At 64.5% G+C, this 17,839-nt stretch carries 17 protein-coding genes; 11 read left to right on the plus strand and 6 right to left on the minus strand.

What is annotated here, in order from left to right; genetic code table 11:
* The first annotated feature begins 21 nt into the window (after positions 1 to 21).
* The 4 genes from GTP41_RS16125 to GTP41_RS16140 all read left to right on the plus strand — a co-directional run bounded on the left by GTP41_RS16125 (position 22) and on the right by GTP41_RS16140 (position 2,338).
* Entirely contained in the window at positions 22 to 873 is an 852-nt protein-coding gene (locus GTP41_RS16125) for a DUF2167 domain-containing protein (RefSeq protein ID WP_161026591.1), read from the plus strand.
* Positions 870 to 1,622, plus strand: coding sequence for a hypothetical protein (locus GTP41_RS16130; RefSeq protein ID WP_161026592.1), 753 nt, complete (start codon positions 870 to 872; stop codon positions 1,620 to 1,622). The genes GTP41_RS16125 and GTP41_RS16130 overlap by 4 nt, the downstream gene beginning before the upstream one ends.
* Positions 1,604 to 1,834 (plus strand): hypothetical protein, encoded by a 231-nt coding sequence (locus tag GTP41_RS16135; RefSeq protein WP_161026593.1) that lies wholly within the window; start codon positions 1,604 to 1,606, stop codon positions 1,832 to 1,834. Before GTP41_RS16130 ends, GTP41_RS16135 begins: the two co-directional genes overlap by 19 nt.
* Before the next feature lie 156 nt (positions 1,835 to 1,990).
* Positions 1,991 to 2,338, plus strand: a complete 348-nt coding sequence (locus GTP41_RS16140) for a hypothetical protein (RefSeq protein ID WP_161026594.1) — start codon at positions 1,991 to 1,993, stop codon at positions 2,336 to 2,338.
* Between the two features lie 55 nt (positions 2,339 to 2,393).
* Here GTP41_RS16140 and coq7 read toward each other — a convergent pair whose 3' ends face one another.
* From coq7 to GTP41_RS16155, 3 genes are read right to left on the minus strand one after another with little or no spacing between them, the layout of a single operon-like run.
* Positions 2,394 to 3,032 carry a 2-polyprenyl-3-methyl-6-methoxy-1,4-benzoquinone monooxygenase gene (gene coq7, locus GTP41_RS16145; RefSeq protein ID WP_161026595.1) on the minus strand — a complete coding sequence of 213 codons (639 nt, stop codon included), beginning with the start codon at positions 3,030 to 3,032 and terminating at the stop codon, positions 2,394 to 2,396.
* Positions 3,033 to 3,064: 32 nt separating this feature from the next.
* Positions 3,065 to 3,484, minus strand: a complete 420-nt coding sequence (locus tag GTP41_RS16150) for a hypothetical protein (RefSeq protein ID WP_161026596.1) — start codon at positions 3,482 to 3,484, stop codon at positions 3,065 to 3,067.
* Complete coding sequence (locus GTP41_RS16155) at positions 3,481 to 3,930, minus strand: hypothetical protein (RefSeq protein ID WP_161026597.1); 450 nt, start codon at positions 3,928 to 3,930, stop codon at positions 3,481 to 3,483. Before GTP41_RS16155 ends, GTP41_RS16150 begins: the two co-directional genes overlap by 4 nt.
* A gap of 225 nt (positions 3,931 to 4,155) precedes the next feature.
* Here GTP41_RS16155 and GTP41_RS16160 point away from each other — a divergent pair, with 225 nt between their 5' ends.
* The 5 genes from GTP41_RS16160 (at position 4,156) to GTP41_RS16180 (ending at position 10,344) form a co-directional block, all read left to right on the plus strand.
* On the plus strand, positions 4,156 to 5,046 hold the full coding sequence (locus GTP41_RS16160; RefSeq protein ID WP_161026598.1) for an ABC transporter ATP-binding protein: 891 nt from the start codon (positions 4,156 to 4,158) through the stop codon (positions 5,044 to 5,046).
* A gap of 8 nt (positions 5,047 to 5,054) precedes the next feature.
* Complete coding sequence (locus GTP41_RS16165) at positions 5,055 to 8,630, plus strand: ABC transporter permease/M1 family aminopeptidase (RefSeq protein WP_161026599.1); 3,576 nt, start codon at positions 5,055 to 5,057, stop codon at positions 8,628 to 8,630.
* Positions 8,631 to 8,711: 81 nt separating this feature from the next.
* Positions 8,712 to 9,110 carry a DUF3597 domain-containing protein gene (locus GTP41_RS16170; protein ID WP_161026600.1) on the plus strand — a complete coding sequence of 133 codons (399 nt, stop codon included), beginning with the start codon at positions 8,712 to 8,714 and terminating at the stop codon, positions 9,108 to 9,110.
* Between the two features lie 20 nt (positions 9,111 to 9,130).
* Complete coding sequence (locus GTP41_RS16175; RefSeq protein ID WP_229502906.1) at positions 9,131 to 9,814, plus strand: hypothetical protein; 684 nt, start codon at positions 9,131 to 9,133, stop codon at positions 9,812 to 9,814.
* Complete coding sequence (locus GTP41_RS16180) at positions 9,811 to 10,344, plus strand: hypothetical protein (protein WP_161026601.1); 534 nt, start codon at positions 9,811 to 9,813, stop codon at positions 10,342 to 10,344. Before GTP41_RS16175 ends, GTP41_RS16180 begins: the two co-directional genes overlap by 4 nt.
* On the opposite strand, the gene GTP41_RS16185 is transcribed toward GTP41_RS16180, so the two are convergent.
* From GTP41_RS16185 to GTP41_RS16195, 3 genes are read right to left on the minus strand one after another with little or no spacing between them, the layout of a single operon-like run.
* Positions 10,341 to 11,462 carry a succinylglutamate desuccinylase/aspartoacylase family protein gene (locus GTP41_RS16185; RefSeq protein WP_161026602.1) on the minus strand — a complete coding sequence of 374 codons (1,122 nt, stop codon included), beginning with the start codon at positions 11,460 to 11,462 and terminating at the stop codon, positions 10,341 to 10,343. The two genes, GTP41_RS16180 and GTP41_RS16185, sit on opposite strands and share 4 nt — an antisense overlap.
* 10 nt (positions 11,463 to 11,472) lie before the next feature.
* On the minus strand, positions 11,473 to 12,858 hold the full coding sequence (locus GTP41_RS16190) for a YfcC family protein (RefSeq protein ID WP_161026603.1): 1,386 nt from the start codon (positions 12,856 to 12,858) through the stop codon (positions 11,473 to 11,475).
* Positions 12,855 to 13,946: a succinylglutamate desuccinylase/aspartoacylase family protein gene (locus GTP41_RS16195; RefSeq protein ID WP_161026604.1), complete on the minus strand. Its 1,092-nt coding sequence runs from the start codon at positions 13,944 to 13,946 to the stop codon at positions 12,855 to 12,857. Before GTP41_RS16195 ends, GTP41_RS16190 begins: the two co-directional genes overlap by 4 nt.
* Positions 13,947 to 14,110: 164 nt before the next feature.
* Between GTP41_RS16195 and GTP41_RS16200 the strand changes: the two genes are divergently transcribed.
* Both GTP41_RS16200 and GTP41_RS16205 read left to right on the plus strand, forming a co-directional pair.
* On the plus strand, positions 14,111 to 15,046 hold the full coding sequence (locus tag GTP41_RS16200) for a MurR/RpiR family transcriptional regulator (protein WP_161026605.1): 936 nt from the start codon (positions 14,111 to 14,113) through the stop codon (positions 15,044 to 15,046).
* Between the two features lie 12 nt (positions 15,047 to 15,058).
* On the plus strand, positions 15,059 to 17,746 hold the full coding sequence (locus tag GTP41_RS16205; RefSeq protein WP_161026606.1) for a TonB-dependent receptor: 2,688 nt from the start codon (positions 15,059 to 15,061) through the stop codon (positions 17,744 to 17,746).
* Positions 17,747 to 17,839 lie beyond the last annotated feature (93 nt).

Below are 17,839 nucleotides of genomic sequence, written 5' to 3' on the forward strand. Positions count from 1 at the left end.
TAATTCCATGGGGAAATTAAAATGAAGATCCGTAATTGGATGGCGGCGTTCGCCCTCCTGCCTGCGCTGGCCATGGCGCAGCAAATGACTGCTGAACAACGCAAGGCAGAGTTTGACAAGCTGGAATGGCACACCGGCCCGCGCGCCGAGAACATTGCCGGCAAGGCCACCCTGAAAACGCCGAACGACAAAGTCCAGTTCCTGGACGAGAAAAACTCGCGCCGCTTCCTGGAGCTGACCGGTAACCTGCCGGAAGATGGCAACTTCATCGTGCTCGACAACGAAAATGGCTGGTGGGCAGACTTTACCTTCGACCCCAGCGGCTACGTCAAGGAAGGCGAAAAAATCGATCCCGACGCGCTGCTGAAAACGCTGAAGGAGAACGACGGCCCAGCCAACGAGGAACGCAAGCGCCTGGGCCTGGGCGAGCTGCACACCGAGGGCTGGTACGTCCCACCGCATTACGATGAAAAAACCAAACAGCTGGAATGGGGCCTGAAACTGCGTTCCGAACAAGGCATCTCGCTGAACTACACCATCCGCCTGCTGGGCCGTACCGGCGTGATGAGCGCAACCCTGGTATCGTCGCCGGAAACGCTGGATGCCGACGTCGCCAGCTTCCGCAAGACCCTGCAAGGCTATGATTTCAACGACGGCGAGAAGTACTCCGAATTCAAGGCCGGCGACCACGTGGCGGAATTCGGCCTGGCGGCACTGGTTACCGGCGGCGCTGCCGCCATCGCGACCAAGAAAGGCTTCTGGGCCGCCGCCGCCCTCTTCTTCGCCAAGATGTGGAAGCTGATCGCAATCGGCGGCATCGCGGTTCTTGCCGGCCTGAAGTCGCTGTTCAAGAAGAAAGAAACCAGCAATTGATGCCCATCCCGGCCGAGGTACTGCTGCTGGTCGCCTTGGTCGGCCTCTACCTCTACGACTCAGCGCGGCTGCTGCACGCCAACGAAGGCGTACTGACGGCATCGCTGGCTGGCCGCTGGTCGCTGCACTTCGGCGCCCAGCATTTCACCTTGCGCGGCAAGGAGCCCTTCGTTCCCCACCCCTTGCTGCCGCACCGCCCGCTGTTTCCCTTCCATTGGAATCAGCAGCTCGCGTCCGGCGCGAGCGGGACGGCAGCGCGCTGGACGCCGCCGCCCTTTGGCCCGTACAAAGTGCTGGCGCCGCTGGTGTGGCTGATGGCGCTGGCCCTATTTGGCCTGATCCCGCTGGGTTTATTCTCGCGCTTCGGCAATGTGGCGATTGCGGCCGGTATTGTGCTGTTCTACGCCGTGGCACTAGTGGCGCTGGGCTTTACGTGGTTCCGCCGCCACGCCCTCGCGCTGACATCGCGCCAAGTTGGCGCTCTCGCCTTCGAATCGCTCACCTGTCCGCCGTTTGCCATTAACCTGGCGCGCCATATCAGCTGGCACGCGCAGGCGCAGGAAGAACTGATCTCCGCCGGCCGCCGCCTGCTGCGAAGCGACGATTGGAACAGCACCCTGCCCATCGTGCTCCAACGCCTCGACCACGCCATCTCGTGGGAAGCGGAAGGCACCGCGCGCGCGCAAGCGCTGGCGGCCTACCATGCCGCCCTCAACCAGGAACTCGCAGCATGTCCACCCACGAAATAATCGCCATCCTGCTGGGCCTTGCCGGCGGCTACTGGGGCATTGGCCGCCTGCTGGCCGCGCAAGAAGCTGCCGCGCAAACACCCTGGCACCTGGTCCTCAATGTAGCGCCCGACGCCACTTTGGAGCAGGTCGACCAGGCCTACCAGTCCATGATGAAAACCAAAGAGGTCCGCAACGCCTACGCCGCCGCCATCAAAGCCCTGACCATGTGAACTCTCGCCGATGCGCGCGACGCTAGCGAGCGCCGCCGCAAAAAAGTTGAACCTTTCCGAATATACCCTGTCCAACCTCAAAGCCTCCCGCAGCCGCGTGCGGCAGAGTCGAACTAATGCCGACCTGAGGGGCGTGTTGTCAAACTGGAAGTGAACATGGATGCGCTTAAAGAGGAGCTAACTCTCCTACGAGAGCAGATAATCTTACTCGACGGAAAAGTCGAAGCATTTCGCGAGCTGACTTACAAGCGAATGGACGACCTGCGTGATCACATCGATGCCATGCGTGATCACATCGATGCCCTGCGAGATCACATCGATGCAGCGCGCGACCACACCGATACTTTGCGCTACCACACTGACCGCAGGTTCGATGCCGTGCATGCCGAGCTCGTCGAGCTGCGCCGGGTCCACATGAGATTGATCTATTGGGTGGCCGGCTTTACCATCGCCAACCTCATAGCGACCACCGGCTGGATCATGAAAGCCTCGGGTGTCTTTTAAGCACGATCACTGCAGTGATGATCCTTGGCTGGGCGCTCAGGGCAGCCCGCATCTCTTAGATGTAATAGGTGGTCGAGGTCATGACCTTCGACATGGCCTTCATCGCCAGCTGGATCGGCAGCGGGGTCTTCTCAGCACCCATATCCTCCGCCGCTTTGCCGTGCGCGATTTCATCGACACGCATTTGCTCGACGATGGCGCGGGATTTGGCGTCCTGCGGCGGCAGCATGTCGAGGTGGCTGGCCAGGTGCGCTTCCACCTGGCGCTCGGTTTCCACCACAAAGCCCAGGCTCTGCTTATCGCCCGCCAGCGCCGCGGCGGTGCCCAGCGCGTAAGCGCCGGCGTAGAACAGGGGATTCAGGAAGCTTGGTTGCGAGCCCAGTTCCGCCAGGCGCGAAGCGCACCAGGCCAGGTGGTCTTCCTCTTCGCGGCTGGCCTTGTCGAAGGCGGCGCGCGCTTCGTCGCTCTTGGCAAAGCGCGATTGCGAGTTGTACAGCGCCTGCGCCATCACCTCGCCCACATGGTTCACGCGCATCAGGCCCGCGCTGTGGCGGTGCTCTTTCTCCGTCATATCCGCGTCCGCCGCATGCACCGCTGGGTTCGGGCGCGATGCCGAATGCACGCCAGCCAGCACGCGCAGCGCCTTGTCAGCGCCAGTAATGAAACGGTCAAGGGGGGAATGATAGCGGTTCATAGTGTGTCACCAAGCTTGTACGGAAGGCCACATTATATGCCCTTGAGCGTGGCGGCCGGTCCCTGCTGCAGATCCACCAGGGCCAACAAGCCGCCGAACGCAAAACCCACAGCCAGCACCAGCACGAAGATCAGCACGCCGAGGAAGGCGCCGCGCAGGAAGGGCGTGCGCCGGCCATCGCGCTCTTGTACATGGCGGCCGAGGAACCAGCCGCCCATCAGTGCGTGGAATGCAAACGCGATCGCGGCGCCGAGCGCGCTCGGCAACACGATGCCGCTGAAGAAACGCAGCAGCACGCCCGCCAGGCCGGCCACCGTGACCAGCGCGCCGTAGGCGAAGGCGTGGCGCCAAGCCAGGCGATGGTGGCGCACCAGGCGCACCGCCAGCTTCGCCAGTATGCCGACCAGCAACGTGCCAAGCAGCAGCGACAACACGGCAGGCAGCAGGATCATGCTTCGCCTTCGCGCAACTGGCGCTGCTTTTCCAGCCAGTCGGCCACCGGGCCGCGCGCGTCGATCTTGGAAATGTCTTTTGCCACCCCAAGGTTGAGTCCCAGCAGGAAGGGAATCGAATCCACCGGCACCTCGGGCAGGTAATCGGCCATCGCGCGCATGAAGCGGGGCGAGTCGAGCACTTCCACCACTCTGGCGCCGCTCATGAACTGCAGGATGCTGGTCATGCTATGCCCGCCGCCGATGGAGCGGTAGACGAAGCGGTTGAAGGCTTTGTCGAGCGCTTTGAAGTCCAGTTGTTCCTTGGTCATCAGGCTGGCCAGGTAATACAGGCCGATGGCGGTACGGAAAAAGCCGCTCGATTCGCTGGTCGTCAGGCCGCAACGCGTCACCGTCAGGATCTTTTCCTGCACTGCCGCATCAAGTTTGGGGTGATGTACTTGCATGGCTTGGGACTATATAGCAGTTTTGACCAGATTTGTTCCTTGCGCGGGGGTATCAACCTTGTTACCCTTGAAACTTTAGTGCTAAACCAACGCCAGAATGCCACTTTCCGTTCCCCGGAATGCGCATCCTGGGGGGCGGAATGTACGGGCTATCGCATAAGGGCAACCGATATGTCGCGTATTCAATACAATGCCATCATGTGAAAAGGGGTTAGCGGAGTCACCATGGAATTACGCATCAAGAACTTGTCAAAGACATATGCCAACGGTGTGGTCGCGCTCGATAACGTGTCGCTGACCATCCCCTCCGGCATGTTCGGCTTGCTGGGCCCGAATGGGGCCGGCAAGTCGACCTTGATGCGGACCCTGGCCACCCTGCAGGAATGCGATTCCGGCTCGGTCTTTTTCGGCGACCTGGATGTGCTGGACGAGAAGGATGAAATTCGCCGCCTGCTGGGCTACCTGCCGCAGGATTTCGGCGTTTACCCGAAAGTGACCGCTTACGAACTGCTCGACCACTTTGCCATTTTGAAGGGCCTGTCGCACCGCAGCCGCCGGCGCGAAGTGGTGGACGGCCTGCTGCAGCAAACCAACCTGTTCGAAGTGCGCAACCAGCGCCTGGGGGGCTTCTCCGGCGGCATGCGCCAGCGCTTCGGCATCGCGCAGGCCTTGCTGGGCGATCCGAAACTGATCATCGTCGACGAGCCGACCGCCGGCCTGGACCCGCAGGAGCGCGTGCGCTTCCACAACCTGCTGTCCGATATCGGCGAAGACCGCACCGTGATCCTGTCCACCCACATCGTGTCCGACGTGGCCGACCTGTGCGCCAATATGGCGATCATCAACAAGGGCAAGCTGCTGGTGGCCGGGGCCACCCAGCAACTGATCGATGAGGTGAGCTGCAAGATCTGGGCGCGCTTTGTCGACAAGAAGGAGCTGGCCTATTTCCAGCAGCGCCATGCCGTGATTTCAACGCGCCTGATGTCGGGCCGCACCCTGATCCACGTTTATAACGACGAGGACCCGGGCGACGGTTTCGAGGAGGCCCTGGGCGACCTGGAGGACCTGTATTTCGCGACCATCCTCGGTCGCCATGACTTCAGCCAGCCTTGCTGAGGCGCGCCATGTTCGCCATCGCCCTCTTTGAAGCGAAACAGCGCCTGAAGCTGGTTTCGACCTGGATCTACTTCGGCATGTTCATGCTGCTGGCAGTGCTGTGGATGGCGGCCGCCGGCGGCGTGTTCAAGGAAGCCATCATCACTTTCGGCGGGCGCGTGTTCATCAATGCGCCGCGCTCGATCATGCTGACCTCCTCCTTCCTCGGCTGCATGGGCGTGATCATCGTCGCCGCCGTCATGGGGCGCGCGGTGCAGCAGGACTTTGAGTACGAGACGCACCACTTCTTCTTCTCCGCCCCCATCCGCAAAGCCCAGTACATGTTTGGCCGCTTCCTCGGCGCCTGGCTGGTGCTGTGCGTGGTGTTCGCCTCGATCCCGCTCGGCGTGTGGATCGGCACCCAGGTGCCCGGCATCGACCCGGAACGCCTGGGGCCATTCAATCTGCTGCACTACCTGCTGCCGTACGCGCTGTCGCTGCTGCCCAACCTGTTTATCTTCGGCGCCATCTTCTTCGTGCTGGCCGCGCTGACGCGCCGCATGCTGCCGGTGTATGTGTTCAGCGTGGTGATGCTGGTCGGCTATATCGTGGCGCCGGGCCTGGCGCGCGACCTCGATTACAAAACCCTGGCGGCCCTGATCGACCCCTTCGGCACTACCGCCGTGATCCGCCTGACCGAGTACTGGCCGATCGCCGAACGCAATGTGCGCATGGTGCTGCCGGAAGGCGTGTTCCTGCTGAACCGCGTGATCTGGTCCTCGTTTGCCCTGGTGGCGCTGCTACTGGGGTACTGGCGCTTCCATTTCGTCAGCACGGTCGATAGCGGCGCCGCTGCGCGCAGCGACAGCGAGATGCCGGCCGCCCTGACCCAGGCCGCCGCCGACACCAACGAAAAGCCGGACTTCAAGGCGCGCAGCCTGGGACTGCTGCTGCTGCGCTTCAGCTACCTGAACCTGCGCGAGACGATCAAGAACATTTATTTCTTCGTCATCGTGCTGGCCGGCGTGCTGACCATGTATGCCGGTTCGCTCGACATGGGTTCCATGTTCGGCACCGGCACCTACCCGGTCACGTACCAGGTGCTGGAGCTGGTGACCAACACCTTCTCGCTGTTCATGCTGGTGGTGACCACCTTCTATGCCGGCGAAATGGTGTGGCGCGAGCGCGAGCACCGCATGTCGCAAATGCTGGACGCGCTGCCGGTGCCGACCTGGCTGCCGATCCTGTCCAAGCTGTTCGGCCTGATCGGCGTGCAAGCCTTCCTGCTGTTCATCGTCATGCTGGTCGGCATGTCGATCCAGCTGTTCAAGGGCTACTTCAACCTGCAGCCCGGCCTCTATTTCGAATGGCTGTTCACGGTGCAGCTGCCGGCATGCGCCCTGATCGCGGTGCTGGCGATCGCGGTACAGGTGCTGGTGAACCACAAGTATGTGGCCTACTTCGTGATGATCGTCTACTACGTGACCACGATCACGGCGGCCTCGCTCGGCCTGGACCACCCGATGCTGATGTACGGCGTGACGCCCGACCTGCCGTACTCCGACATGAACGGCTTTGGCCACTTCATGGTGCGCGAGCGCTGGTACACCCTGTATTGGGCCGGTGCCGCCGTCATGCTGCTGGTGCTGGCCGTGGTGTTCTGGCCGCGCGGCACCAATGAGGAATGGCGCCAGCGCGCCAGCCTGGCGCGCCATTCACTGACCCTGCCGGTGCTGGCCAGCTTTGCTGTCGGCCTGGCGGTCTTCCTCGGCGCGGGCGGCGTGCTGGCGTATAACCTGTGCGCCGGCGGCTACCAGACCAACTTCGGCCGCGACACCCAGCGCGCCGCGTACGAGCGCAAATACAAGCAGGTGCTGGACGTGGCGCAGCCGCGCATCACCGACGTGAAGCTGGGCCTGGACATGTATCCGGAACAGCGCACGCTCAAGGTGAAAGGCTGGTACCAGCTGGAGAATAAAACCCAGCAGGCGGTCAGCACCATCTACATCCAGCAGAATGCCGATGCCGACATCCACTCGCTGAAATTCGGCAGCGCGGTGCACCGCGTGCTGAACGACGAAGAGCTGGGCTTCTATAGCTACCGCCTGGAGCGCCCGCTGCAGCCGGGCGAAACGATCACGCTGGACTTTGTGCTGGGCTACGAGCCGAAGGGCTTCTTCAACCTGGGCAAGACCACGCCGGTGCTGAACAACGGCACCTTCTTCAACAACACGGTGCTGCCGCACATCGGCTACCAGCGCCACGCCGAACTGACCGACCCGCGCGACCGCAAGAAGCACGGCCTGCCGGAACAGGAGCGCGCCCTGCCGCGTGACGACCCCAAAGGCCTGTCGCGCAACTATATCGGCGCCGACGCGGATTGGGTGACCTTTGAAGCGACCCTCGGCACCGCCGGCGACCAGACCGCCGTGGCGCCGGGCACGCTGGTGAAGGAATGGCGCAAGCATGGCCGCCGCTATTTCCATTACAAGATGGAGCAGCCGATCCTGAACTTCTACGCTTTCCAGTCGGCGCGCTACGCCGTCAAACACGACTGGTGGCAGGACGTGGGCATCGAAATCTATTACCAGCCGGGCCACGAGTACAACCTGGACCGCATGGTGAAAGGCGTCAAGGATTCGCTCGACTACTACACGCGCAACTTCAGCCCCTACCAGCACAAGATCGTGCGCATTGTGGAATTCCCGCGCTACGAGCGATTCGCGCAATCGTTCCCCAACACCATCCCGTTCTCGGAAGCGGTGGGCTTTATCGCCAAGGTGGACGACAAGAACCCGAAAGACATCGACTACCCCACCTACATCACCGCGCACGAAGTGGCGCACCAGTGGTGGGCGCACCAGCTGGTGGGCGGCAATACGCGCGGCGCCACGGTGCTGAGCGAGACCCTGGCCGAATACTCGGCGCTGATGGTGATGAAGAAAAGCTTCGGTCCGCAGCGCATGCGCCGCTTCCTGCGCTATGACCTGAACAAATACCTGTTCGGCCGCGCTACCGAGAACAAGCGGGAACTGCCGCTGGCGGACAACGAAAACCAGAGCTACATCCACTACCACAAGGGCAGCATGGCCATGTACCTGCTGGCCGATATCGTGGGCGAGGCCAAGATCAATGCGCTGCTGGCCGAGCTGCTGCGCCAGCACGCCAACCACGCGCCGCCGTATCCAAGCGTGACGGTGCTGGTGGACGGCTTGCGCCGCATCGTGCCGCCGGAACAGGCTTACCTGGTGGATGACCTGTTCAACGCCATCGTCCTGTTCGACAACCGCGTGGTCTCCGCCAGCGCCGAGAAACGCGCCGACGGCAAATACGATGTGACGCTGACCGTACACGCCGCCAAGCTGCGCGCCGACGAACTGGGCGCCGAAAAGGAAGTGCCGGTGCGCGACCTGATCGAGGTCGGCGTCGACGACAAGGACGGCAACGCCCTGCTGCGCGAACGCAAGCTGATCGACCGCCGCGAGTCGACCTTCAAGCTGGTGGTGACAGGCCGCCCGGCCAAGGCCGGCATCGACCCCGACAACAAGCTGATCGACCGCAAACCGGACGACAATATGGGGACGATCGAGATGATCGCGCGCTAATCTGCGCTAACGGTTAGGCAACGCACGTTAAGGGCCGCCCATGCTTGTTAAGCTTTCACGCAACTTGAAAGCGAGGACCCCATGGGCATACTGAGCAAGATTTTCCACAAGATTTTCCCGTCGTCGCATCCAGAGGCCGCCCCACCGCCGGCCTCTGGTGCGCCTTCAATGCAGCGGGCTGAAACGCCTGCTCCCGCGCCCACGGCCGCCGCGGCCGCCGCCACCGTTGATGTGGAAGCCATCCTGAACGCCAAGGCGGCGCAGGCCGGACAGCCGCTCAACTGGCGCACCTCCATTGTCGACCTCTTGAAGCTGCTCGACCTCGATTCCAGCCTGGCAGCGCGCAAGGAACTGGCGCAGGAGCTGCACTACAGCGGCGACGGCAGCGATTCCGCCGCCATGAACGTCTGGCTGCATCAGCAGGTGATGAAAAAGCTGGCGGAAAACGGCGGCACGGTGCCGGCCGAGCTGCGCGACTGAGGAAGCGCTAAAATGGGTGCATGAACCCATTACGACGCGCATTCGCGGGCGCCTTGCTTGCGCTCTGCACCCTACCGCTGCAGGCGGCCGATAAAACCTACGGCACCCACGGCATGGCCTTGTTCGGCGGGCAGGAAGGCTTGTACGCCTCCCACCTGCCGATGTTCCATGCGCCGCATGATTTCCAGGTCATCCTGCAAATCCATATCGCCGACAAGGCGACCGACGCCGCGCTGCGCAAACAGCTCGATGGCAAGACCGCGCTGTGGACCATCGACCCGGAAAAATTCGAGTTGAGCAGCATTGCGCCCGAGTCGGAAAAGCCGCGCAAGGAATTTCGCGCCGACCTGGTGCAGGGCCATTTTGAGCGCGGCGGCAGCCCCCGGTTCAAGGGCGCCAGGATCGTCATCGACAAGGTGATCGTGTTCCGCCAGCTGGAAAGCAAGGAGCACAGCGCCAAGCTGGCGCGCTATATCCAGCTTGGCAGCGGCAAGCAGCGCTTCCTCATCAAGGAAATCAACACGCGCCCGGACTTTGACCACATCGTGGCCTATAACGCCGCGCCGGGCGCGCCAACGGGCGCGATCCAGGTCCGCAGATGGGGCGTGCAGCAAACCGGCAACGATGCCCTGGCCATGGCGCTCAAAGTGAACATGGCGGCCATCGGCGGCACCGTCTACTTCGAGACCGGCGATCTGAAATGAGCGTCCCGCAGGCATATGAGGGGCTGTGGCGGCGCAAGGGTATCTGGCGCAGCAACGGCAGCAGCGACCTGGTGACGCCGGTCTGGTGGTTGCAGGCCGCCGACTTCCACATCGACCTGCGCATTCCCGCCGACCGCAAGGACATGACCGGCTTTGCCGGCACCACCGTGGTTGAGGGCGAGCGCTGCGAATGGCGGCCGGAGATCGCCTACCCTTTCGTCAGCCCCGAGCCTGATGCGGGCTTCATGCGCTTCGACAGCGACGAGGCGCTGCATGAAGCGGGCGTGGACGGCAGCTACAAGGAGGACTGGTGGCGCGAAGCCGGCGGCCCGGTCAGCGCCAGCCGCAGCGTGCTCGACGACGGCCGCATCCAGTATGAAATCGCCTGCGGCGAATTCCTGGCCCGCGCCACGGGCAAGCCGCACAAGGCCGCCGACATCACGCTTTGGCGCCGCACGCCGACCGGCCTGTGGCGCGTGATCGCCTCCACCATCGCCGCGCGCGAGAACGTGACGGTCGAAACGCCTTAAAGGCTTAACAGGCTGCCGTTGCGGAACGGCGTGGCGCCGGCGATCTTCGCCACGTTCATGCCGCGAATGATGTAGCGGTGCGACAGGCGCGTGAACAGCACGCCGTCCACCTGCGACGCCAGCGGCGTCACCTCGCCCGTTACCGGATCGATCAGGTCGGCGATCACCTCGCCCGCCCGCACCAGGTCGCCCACCTCGCGCCGATAGACCAGCAGGCCAGCATGCGGCGCGTCGACGCGCTGCGTGCCTTCCAGCGGGGTAGGCGTGCAACCGTGCGCCGGCACTGCGACCTGGCCCGCGTCGAGCATGCCGCGCACGCCCAGGTAGGCGATGATCGCGTCCGCGTCGCGCGCCGCCAGCTCATAGCTGACCGATACTTCGCCGCGCAGTTCCACGGTGGCGGCCATGCAGGCCGAGGGAATCGGAAACTGCGGGCCGAAATGGCCGGCCAGGTCCCACCACAGGCGGCTGCAGGCCTCGTCGAACGGCTCGCCGCCGGCGCCGGCGGTGTGCAGCACGGCGCAGGCGCCCATCAGGTTCGCCAGCGGCTGCGCAATCCCGCACAGCGAGGTGCCGACGTACAGGTGCAGCTCCCCTTCATTTTCGCAATGCATATCGAGCACCACATCGGCGTCGATCGCCATTTGCAGCAGGGCTTTCTTCAATGTGGTGGCGTCCGACGTTGGCTGCCACTGCGCCACCAGCTCGCGCAGGTGGCGGCGGATGGTGCGCACATTGGCGTCGGCATCGGCGCCCAGTTGCCCGGGTGCGGCCAGGCGCGCCTTCAACTGCTCGAAGTAGTGCGGATAGCCACGGTTGAAATTGATGCCATTGCTCAGGTCAAAACGGCCGAACGGGCGCTCGTTGATGACCTGCGTCAGGCCGATCGGATTGGCGGCCGGCACCAGGATCACCTCCCCCGTCACCTTGCCCGCCGCCTCCAGCGCGGCCAGGCGCTGGCGCAGCTCGTGCGCCACCAGCATGGCCGGCACCTCGTCCGCATGCAGCGCGGCCTGGATATACGCCTTCGGCCCGCCCGGCTGGCCGAAATGGTAGCTGGTCAGTTCGTAGTGCGCCGTGCCGTGCGGCGCGGAGATCGGGTGTTTGATGGTGTCCATGCCTGCCATCCTACCAGTTCATGAGGCTAGGCGGCACCAGCAATACCAGCGCCAGCACCAGGTAGATCAGCTGCAGCGGGATCATCCACTTGGCCCAGGTCAGCCACGGGATGCGCGCCAGCGCCAGCACGCCGACCGTGATGCCGGAGGTCGGGATCATGGGCGTGGTGAACTCGCCGAACTGGAAGGCCAGGATGGCGGTCTGGCGCGATACGCCCACCAGGTCCGCCAGCGGCGCCATGATCGGCATGGTGAGCGCGGCCTGGCCGCTGCCGGAGTGGATGAAGAAATTGATCACGGTCTGGATCAGGAACATCTTCTGCGCCGAGAACACCGGCGAGGACGACGCCACCAGCGGCATCAGGCCGTGCAGCATGGTGTCGATAATCTGCGCGTCGCGCGCCAGCACCATGGTAGCGCGTGCCAGCGCGATCACCAGCGCCGTGCCGACCAGGTCTTTCGAGCCTTGCACAAAGGCCGCCACCGCGTCGTCCGAGCTGAGGCGGCCGATCAGCGCCACCACCACCGTCATGGCCAGGAACAGCGCGCCGATCTCCTCGATGAACCAGCCGAACTTCACCACGCCGAACACCATGCCGCCCAAGGTGGCGGCGAACACCCACAGCACCAGCTTGTGGCGCCCGGTCATGCCCTCGAAGCTGCCGAAGTCGATGCTGCCCTCGGCGCGCTTTTCCTGGTCCAGCAGGTAGGTCGGGCTCTTCTCCGGGTTGCGCTTGATGCGCGCGGCGTACCACATCAGGAAAGCGATGGTGACGGCAGTGGCGATGAACCAGACGATGACGCGGTAGCCCATGCCGGAGAACAGCGGCACGCCGGCAATGCTCTGCGCGATGCCGACGTTGAACGGGTTGAGGAAGGCGGCCGAGAAGCCGACCTGCGAACCGACAAACGGGATCGAGACGCCGACGATCGTGTCGTATCCCAGCGCCAGCGCCAGCGGCACGAAGATCAGGATGAAGGGGATGGCCTCCTCGTTCATGCCGAAGGTGGCGCCGCCGAGCGAGAACAGGGTGACGAACAGCGGGATCACGCCCACCCGCACCAGCCGCGAACGCGAGTGGGCGCGCGCGATCGACTTGATCATGGCGTCCACCGCCTCGGTCTTGTGCAGCACGTTAAAAGCGCCGCCGGTCAGCAGGATGAAGCCGATGATCAGGCCCGCTTCGGCAAAGCCCTTGATCGGCGCCATCAGGAACGCGGCCAGCCCCTGCGGCTTGCCCTCGATGTAATGGAAGCTGTCCGGGTTGATCAGCTGCTTGCCGTTGACCAGGTGGGTGTCGTACTTCCCGCCCGGCACCAGCCAGGTGGCCAGCGCGATCAGCGCCAGGATCATGAGCAGCAGGATGAAGGTGTTGGGTAGTTTGAGCTTTTTCATAGGCTGAGCAGATTGCCTTCTCGGTGAGGATGCACACCGGCGATCTTACCGACATTCATGCCTCGGATCACGTAGCGGTGCGATAAACGTGCGAAAAATACGCCATCCACACCTGCACGCAGCGTGGTGGTATGGCCACTGGCCGGATCGATCAGGTCGACGATGGCATCGCCGGCCGCCACGCTGTCGCCCAGTGCGCGCAGGTAGACCAGCATGCCCGCGTGCGGCGCATCCAGGCGCTGCACGCCTTCCAGCGGCGTGGCGCGGCAGGCGGCGGGCGGCAGCTCGAACGCATCCATCTGGACGATGCCTTGCAACGACAGGTAGCGCAGGATGGCATCGGCGTCCAGCGCCGCCGTGGCGTAGTCCACCTGCGTCTCGCCGCGCAGTTCAACGGTGGCGGCCAGGCAGGCCAGCGGCAGCGGCGTGCGGGCGCCCAGGCTTTCCGCCAGCTCCGACCAGGGGCGGAAGCAGGCTTCGTCGAACGGATCGCCGCCAGCCACGCTGCTGTGCAGCAGGGCGCTGGCGTGCAGCAGGCGCGCCAGCGGTTCCAGCGCGTCCGCCTGGGCGCTGCTGGCATAGAGGTGCAGCGCGGCCTCGTTATCGCAGTGCAGGTCCAGCACCACGTCGGCATCAATGGCCAGCGCCAGCAGGGTTTTCTTCAGCAAGTTCACATCCGTGGCGGGCTGCCAGGCCGCCACTTGCGCGCGCAGCTGGTCCCGTACCATGCTTACATTGACCCCGGCATCCGGCCCCAGGCGCCCTTGCAGCGCCCGCACCAGCGGTGCGCCCAACTGCGGGTAGCCGCGGTTGTAGTTGATGCCGGTGGCCAGGTCGAAGCGGCCGAACGGCCGCTCGTTGATCACCTGCGCCAGGCCGAGCGGGTTGGCGGCCGGCACCAGCACCACCTCGCCGCTCACCCTGCCTTGCTGCTCCAGCAGGTGCAGGCGTGTGCGCAGGCTCTGCGCCACCAGCATGGCGGGCACTTCGTCGGCGTGCAGCGCAGCCTGGATGTAGGCCTTGCGGCCGCCGGGCTGGCCGAAATGGTAGCTGGTCAGCGCATTGATCGGGTGTCGGATGATTTGCATGATGTCGGGCGAAGTTCAGGTCGGGCCGATTATGTATCAATTTTTTCACGTTGTGCGCAAATGAAAATAAATTTTCAGAAAAATGTTGAATTCCAGCGCGAGGGTGCGTACATTCCGGTTATCGGATAAATTTTCATCTTTCCAATATTTGAAAATTCGCTTACATGAAATCACACCGCACCTACGAAGCCAGCTCGCCTGAAGTCGCGTTCGCCCAGTCACCACTGGGCCAGCAGCTCAAGCGCGTGCTGAGCGAGGGTTCTGCCTCCAGCCGCACGATCGCCGACTTCGTGCTGCGCAACCCGGTGCGGGTGACGGCGTTCGGCATCGAGGAGCTGGCCGAGCATTGCGCCGTCTCCAACGCCACCGCCAGCCGCTTTGCTCGCGACATCGGCTTCGCCAACTACGCCGCCATGCGCAGCGAAATGGCGGCCACCATGCAGGGCATCCTGCAGCCGGTGGAAAAGCTGCGCAACAACATCGAGCGCGGCCAGGGCGCCAGCGCGCCGGCGGTGGAAAGCCTGGACTACACCGTCGCCAATATCGGCGCCACGGCCCAGGCGCTGGACGCCGCCGGCCTGCAGAAAGTGGTGCAGAAGCTGACCGCCGCGCGCACCGTGTATGTGATGGGTTTCGGCCTGTCGTCGCACCTGGCCGGCCTGCTGTCGCTGCACTTGCAGCCCTTCTGCCAGCACGTGGTGGAAGTGGCCGGCCACGGCGGCACCGAGGTGGCCGCCGGCCATCTCGCCAATATCACGCCCAAGGATGTGCTGGTGGTGATCTCCTTCCCGCGCTATGCGCTGGACGTGATCCGCCTGGCCGGATTTGCCCGCAGCCGCGCCGCCTGCATTGTCTCGCTCACCGATTCTCCGGCTTCGCCCCTGGCGGAGCTGGCAGATGTAGCACTGTTTGCGCAAGCCACGCACCCGGTCCTGCCAAGCAGCTCCAGCGCCGCCCTGGCGCTGATCGAAGCACTGGTTGCCACGCTGATGGTGTCCAACAAGGACAACGTCGAAAAGGCAGCCCGCCTCACCGAAGCCATCTCCGCCTATCTGTATGGCGCAGAGGGCGGCAGAGTGAAACCCAAGAAGAGTCGATAACAGGAGAGAGTAATGAAGCAGAGACAGGTTCCGGCACCAACGGTGCTGGCGGGATTGTTGCGCCTTGCGTTTGGCGCAATGGCGTTGGGCGCCACCGGCGCGGCGCTGGCGCAGGCCGAGGAAAGCAAGCTGCAGCGCGTGGAAATCACCGGCAGCTCGATCAAGCGGCTGGACGCGGAAACCGCCCTGCCGGTGCAGGTGATCCGGCGCGAGGACATCGATAAATCGGGCGTGACCACCGCCGCCGAGCTGCTGGGCAAGGTATCGGCCAGCGCGGCCGGCCTGACCGACGGCGCCAGTTTCAGCGACATCTCCGGCCAGCGCGGCTTCAACGGCGCCAACCTGCGCGGCATCGGCGTATCCTCCACCCTGGTGCTGCTGAACGGCCGCCGCCTGGCCAACTTCGCCTCGCCCGGTTCCAACGCGGGCGTCGACCTGAACGCCATTCCGGCCGCCGCCATCGCCCGCGTCGAAGTGCTGAAGGACGGCGCCTCCGCCATCTACGGCACCGACGCCATCGGCGGCGTGATCAACTTCATCACGCGCAGCGACTATGTGGGCGCGGACGCCAGCATCTACGGCAGCGCCACCCAGCACGGCGGCGCGGGCAAGACCATGGCCACGCTGTCGGGCGGCACCGGCAAACTCAGCGAGCAAGGCTACAACGCCTTCATGGTGCTGGACTACCAGGACAACAAGCCGCTGCGCTCCGGCCAGCGCGACTGGATCGGCTCGGCCTACCAGCCCGACATCAACCTTGATGTCGGCAGCTCCAACACCTTCCCGGCCAACGTGCGCCGCGTGCGCGCCAACGGTTCGCCCACCGGCCCGCGCCTGAACCCTTCCGCGCCTGCCTGCAACCCGCCGGCCACCGTGTATGCGCCGGGCAGTTTTGTGGGCAGCCAGGCCTGCCTGTACGACTACATGCAGGACACCGAGATCTTCCCCGAGTCGAAGCGCCTGTCGCTGCTGGCGCGCGGCGAATTCGAGGCCGGCGGCGGCCACACCGTGTTTGCGGAAGCGCTGCACAATGTCACGCGCAGCACCTACCGTATCAGCCCGCTGACCGTCACCAACCTGAATTACCCGCTGGCCGGCGAGTATTACCCGCACAGCCTGATCACCACCAACAAGACCGACCTGCGCGTCTCGATGCGCCTGGCCGAAGGCGGCAATCGCACCAACGAAGTCGAGTCCACCGCGCAGCGTCTGCTGCTCGGCGCCAAAGGCACGCTGGCCGGCTGGGACTACAACACGGGGCTGAACCACAGCGTCAACACGGTGGACGACCAGTATATCGACGGCTATGTGCGCACCAGCGCCTTCGACAGCGCTTTCGCCACCGGCAAGATCAATCCCTTCGGCGCCTCCGGTGCGGAAGGCCAGGCCCTGCTGAAAGCCGCCAAGATCAACGACGCGGCGCGCCAGTCGCGCGGCACCACCAATGTGTTCGATGCCAAAGCCACGCGCGACCTGTTCGAGATGGCGGGCGGCACGGCGGCGATTGCGGTCGGCGGCGAATACCGCAAGGAGAAGATGCGCTTCACGCCGTCGGCCCTGCTGGCTGCCGGCGAGATCCGCGGCGACGGCGCCGCTGCCGCCTTTGCCGGCCAGCGCACCGTGAAAGCGGCCTACGTTGAACTGAACCTGCCGTTCCTGGCCGGCGTGGAAACCCAACTGGCCCTGCGCCACGACCGCTACGACGACTTCGGCGCCACCACCAATCCGAAGTTCGGCCTGCGCTGGCAGCCGGCGAAAGAGTTCGTCGCCCGCGCCTCCTACGGCGAAGGCTTCCGCGCGCCGTCGCTGTCGGACCTGTACAACCCGCCGCGCACCGGCCAGACCAACGGCATCTACAACGACCCGCTGGGCTGCATCAAGACCGCCGCCATCGACAACACCGGCAACCCGGACTACTGCGGCCTGCAGCCGGACAAGCTGCTGGGCGGGCGCGCCGGGCTGAAGCCGGAAACGTCAAAGCAGTTCTCGGCCGGTGTGGTGTTCGAACCGCAGCGCAACCTGACCGCCACCCTGGACTACTGGAAGATCCGCAAGCAGGACGTGATCGTGGCGCCGGAAGGCTCCTACTTCAGCGACCCGGTGCGCAATGCCGCCTACATCGAGCGCGGCGCCGCCGACCCATCCCTGCCCGGCATTCCCGGCCCCATCCTGTCGATCGATTCGCGCCTGCGCAATATCGGCTCGCTGGAGACTTCCGGCCTGGACCTGGGCGTCAACTGGCGCAGCGCCGCCAGCGCCTGGGGCCGCGTCGCAGTCGGACTGACCGGCACCTATGTGCTGGACTACAAGACGCGTGAAGCCGATGCGCCGGAACTGAATGGCGCGGGCGTGTTCGCCAACGACCAGGTGGTGCAGCGCTGGCGCCATACGCTCAGCCTCGACTACGACCTGGGCCCATGGTCGGCAACCTTGCAGCAAACCTTCTACTCGCACTACCGCGACCAGAATCCGAACCCGGACGGCAGCGAACGGCGCGTCAAGGCCTACCAGCTGTGGGACCTGACCGGCAGCTACGCCTGGTCGAAGGCGCTGCGCCTGCGTGGCGGCATCCGCAACCTGCTCGACACCAACCCGCCGCGCTCCAACCAGATCTACAGCTTCCTGGCGGGCTACGATCCGAACTACACGGATTCGCGCGGGCGTTCGTTCTTCCTGTCGGCCAACTACAGCTTCCGCTGATGCGCCGCCAGTTCCTGAAAGCCGCCGGCGCCCTGCTGGCGGCGGCCGCCCTGCCGTGCGCCGGCGCGGACGTCGCGCGCGCGGCGGAGGGCG

The organism is Pseudoduganella guangdongensis, assembly GCF_009857475.1.
Lineage (GTDB): Bacteria > Pseudomonadota > Gammaproteobacteria > Burkholderiales > Burkholderiaceae_D > Rugamonas > Rugamonas guangdongensis.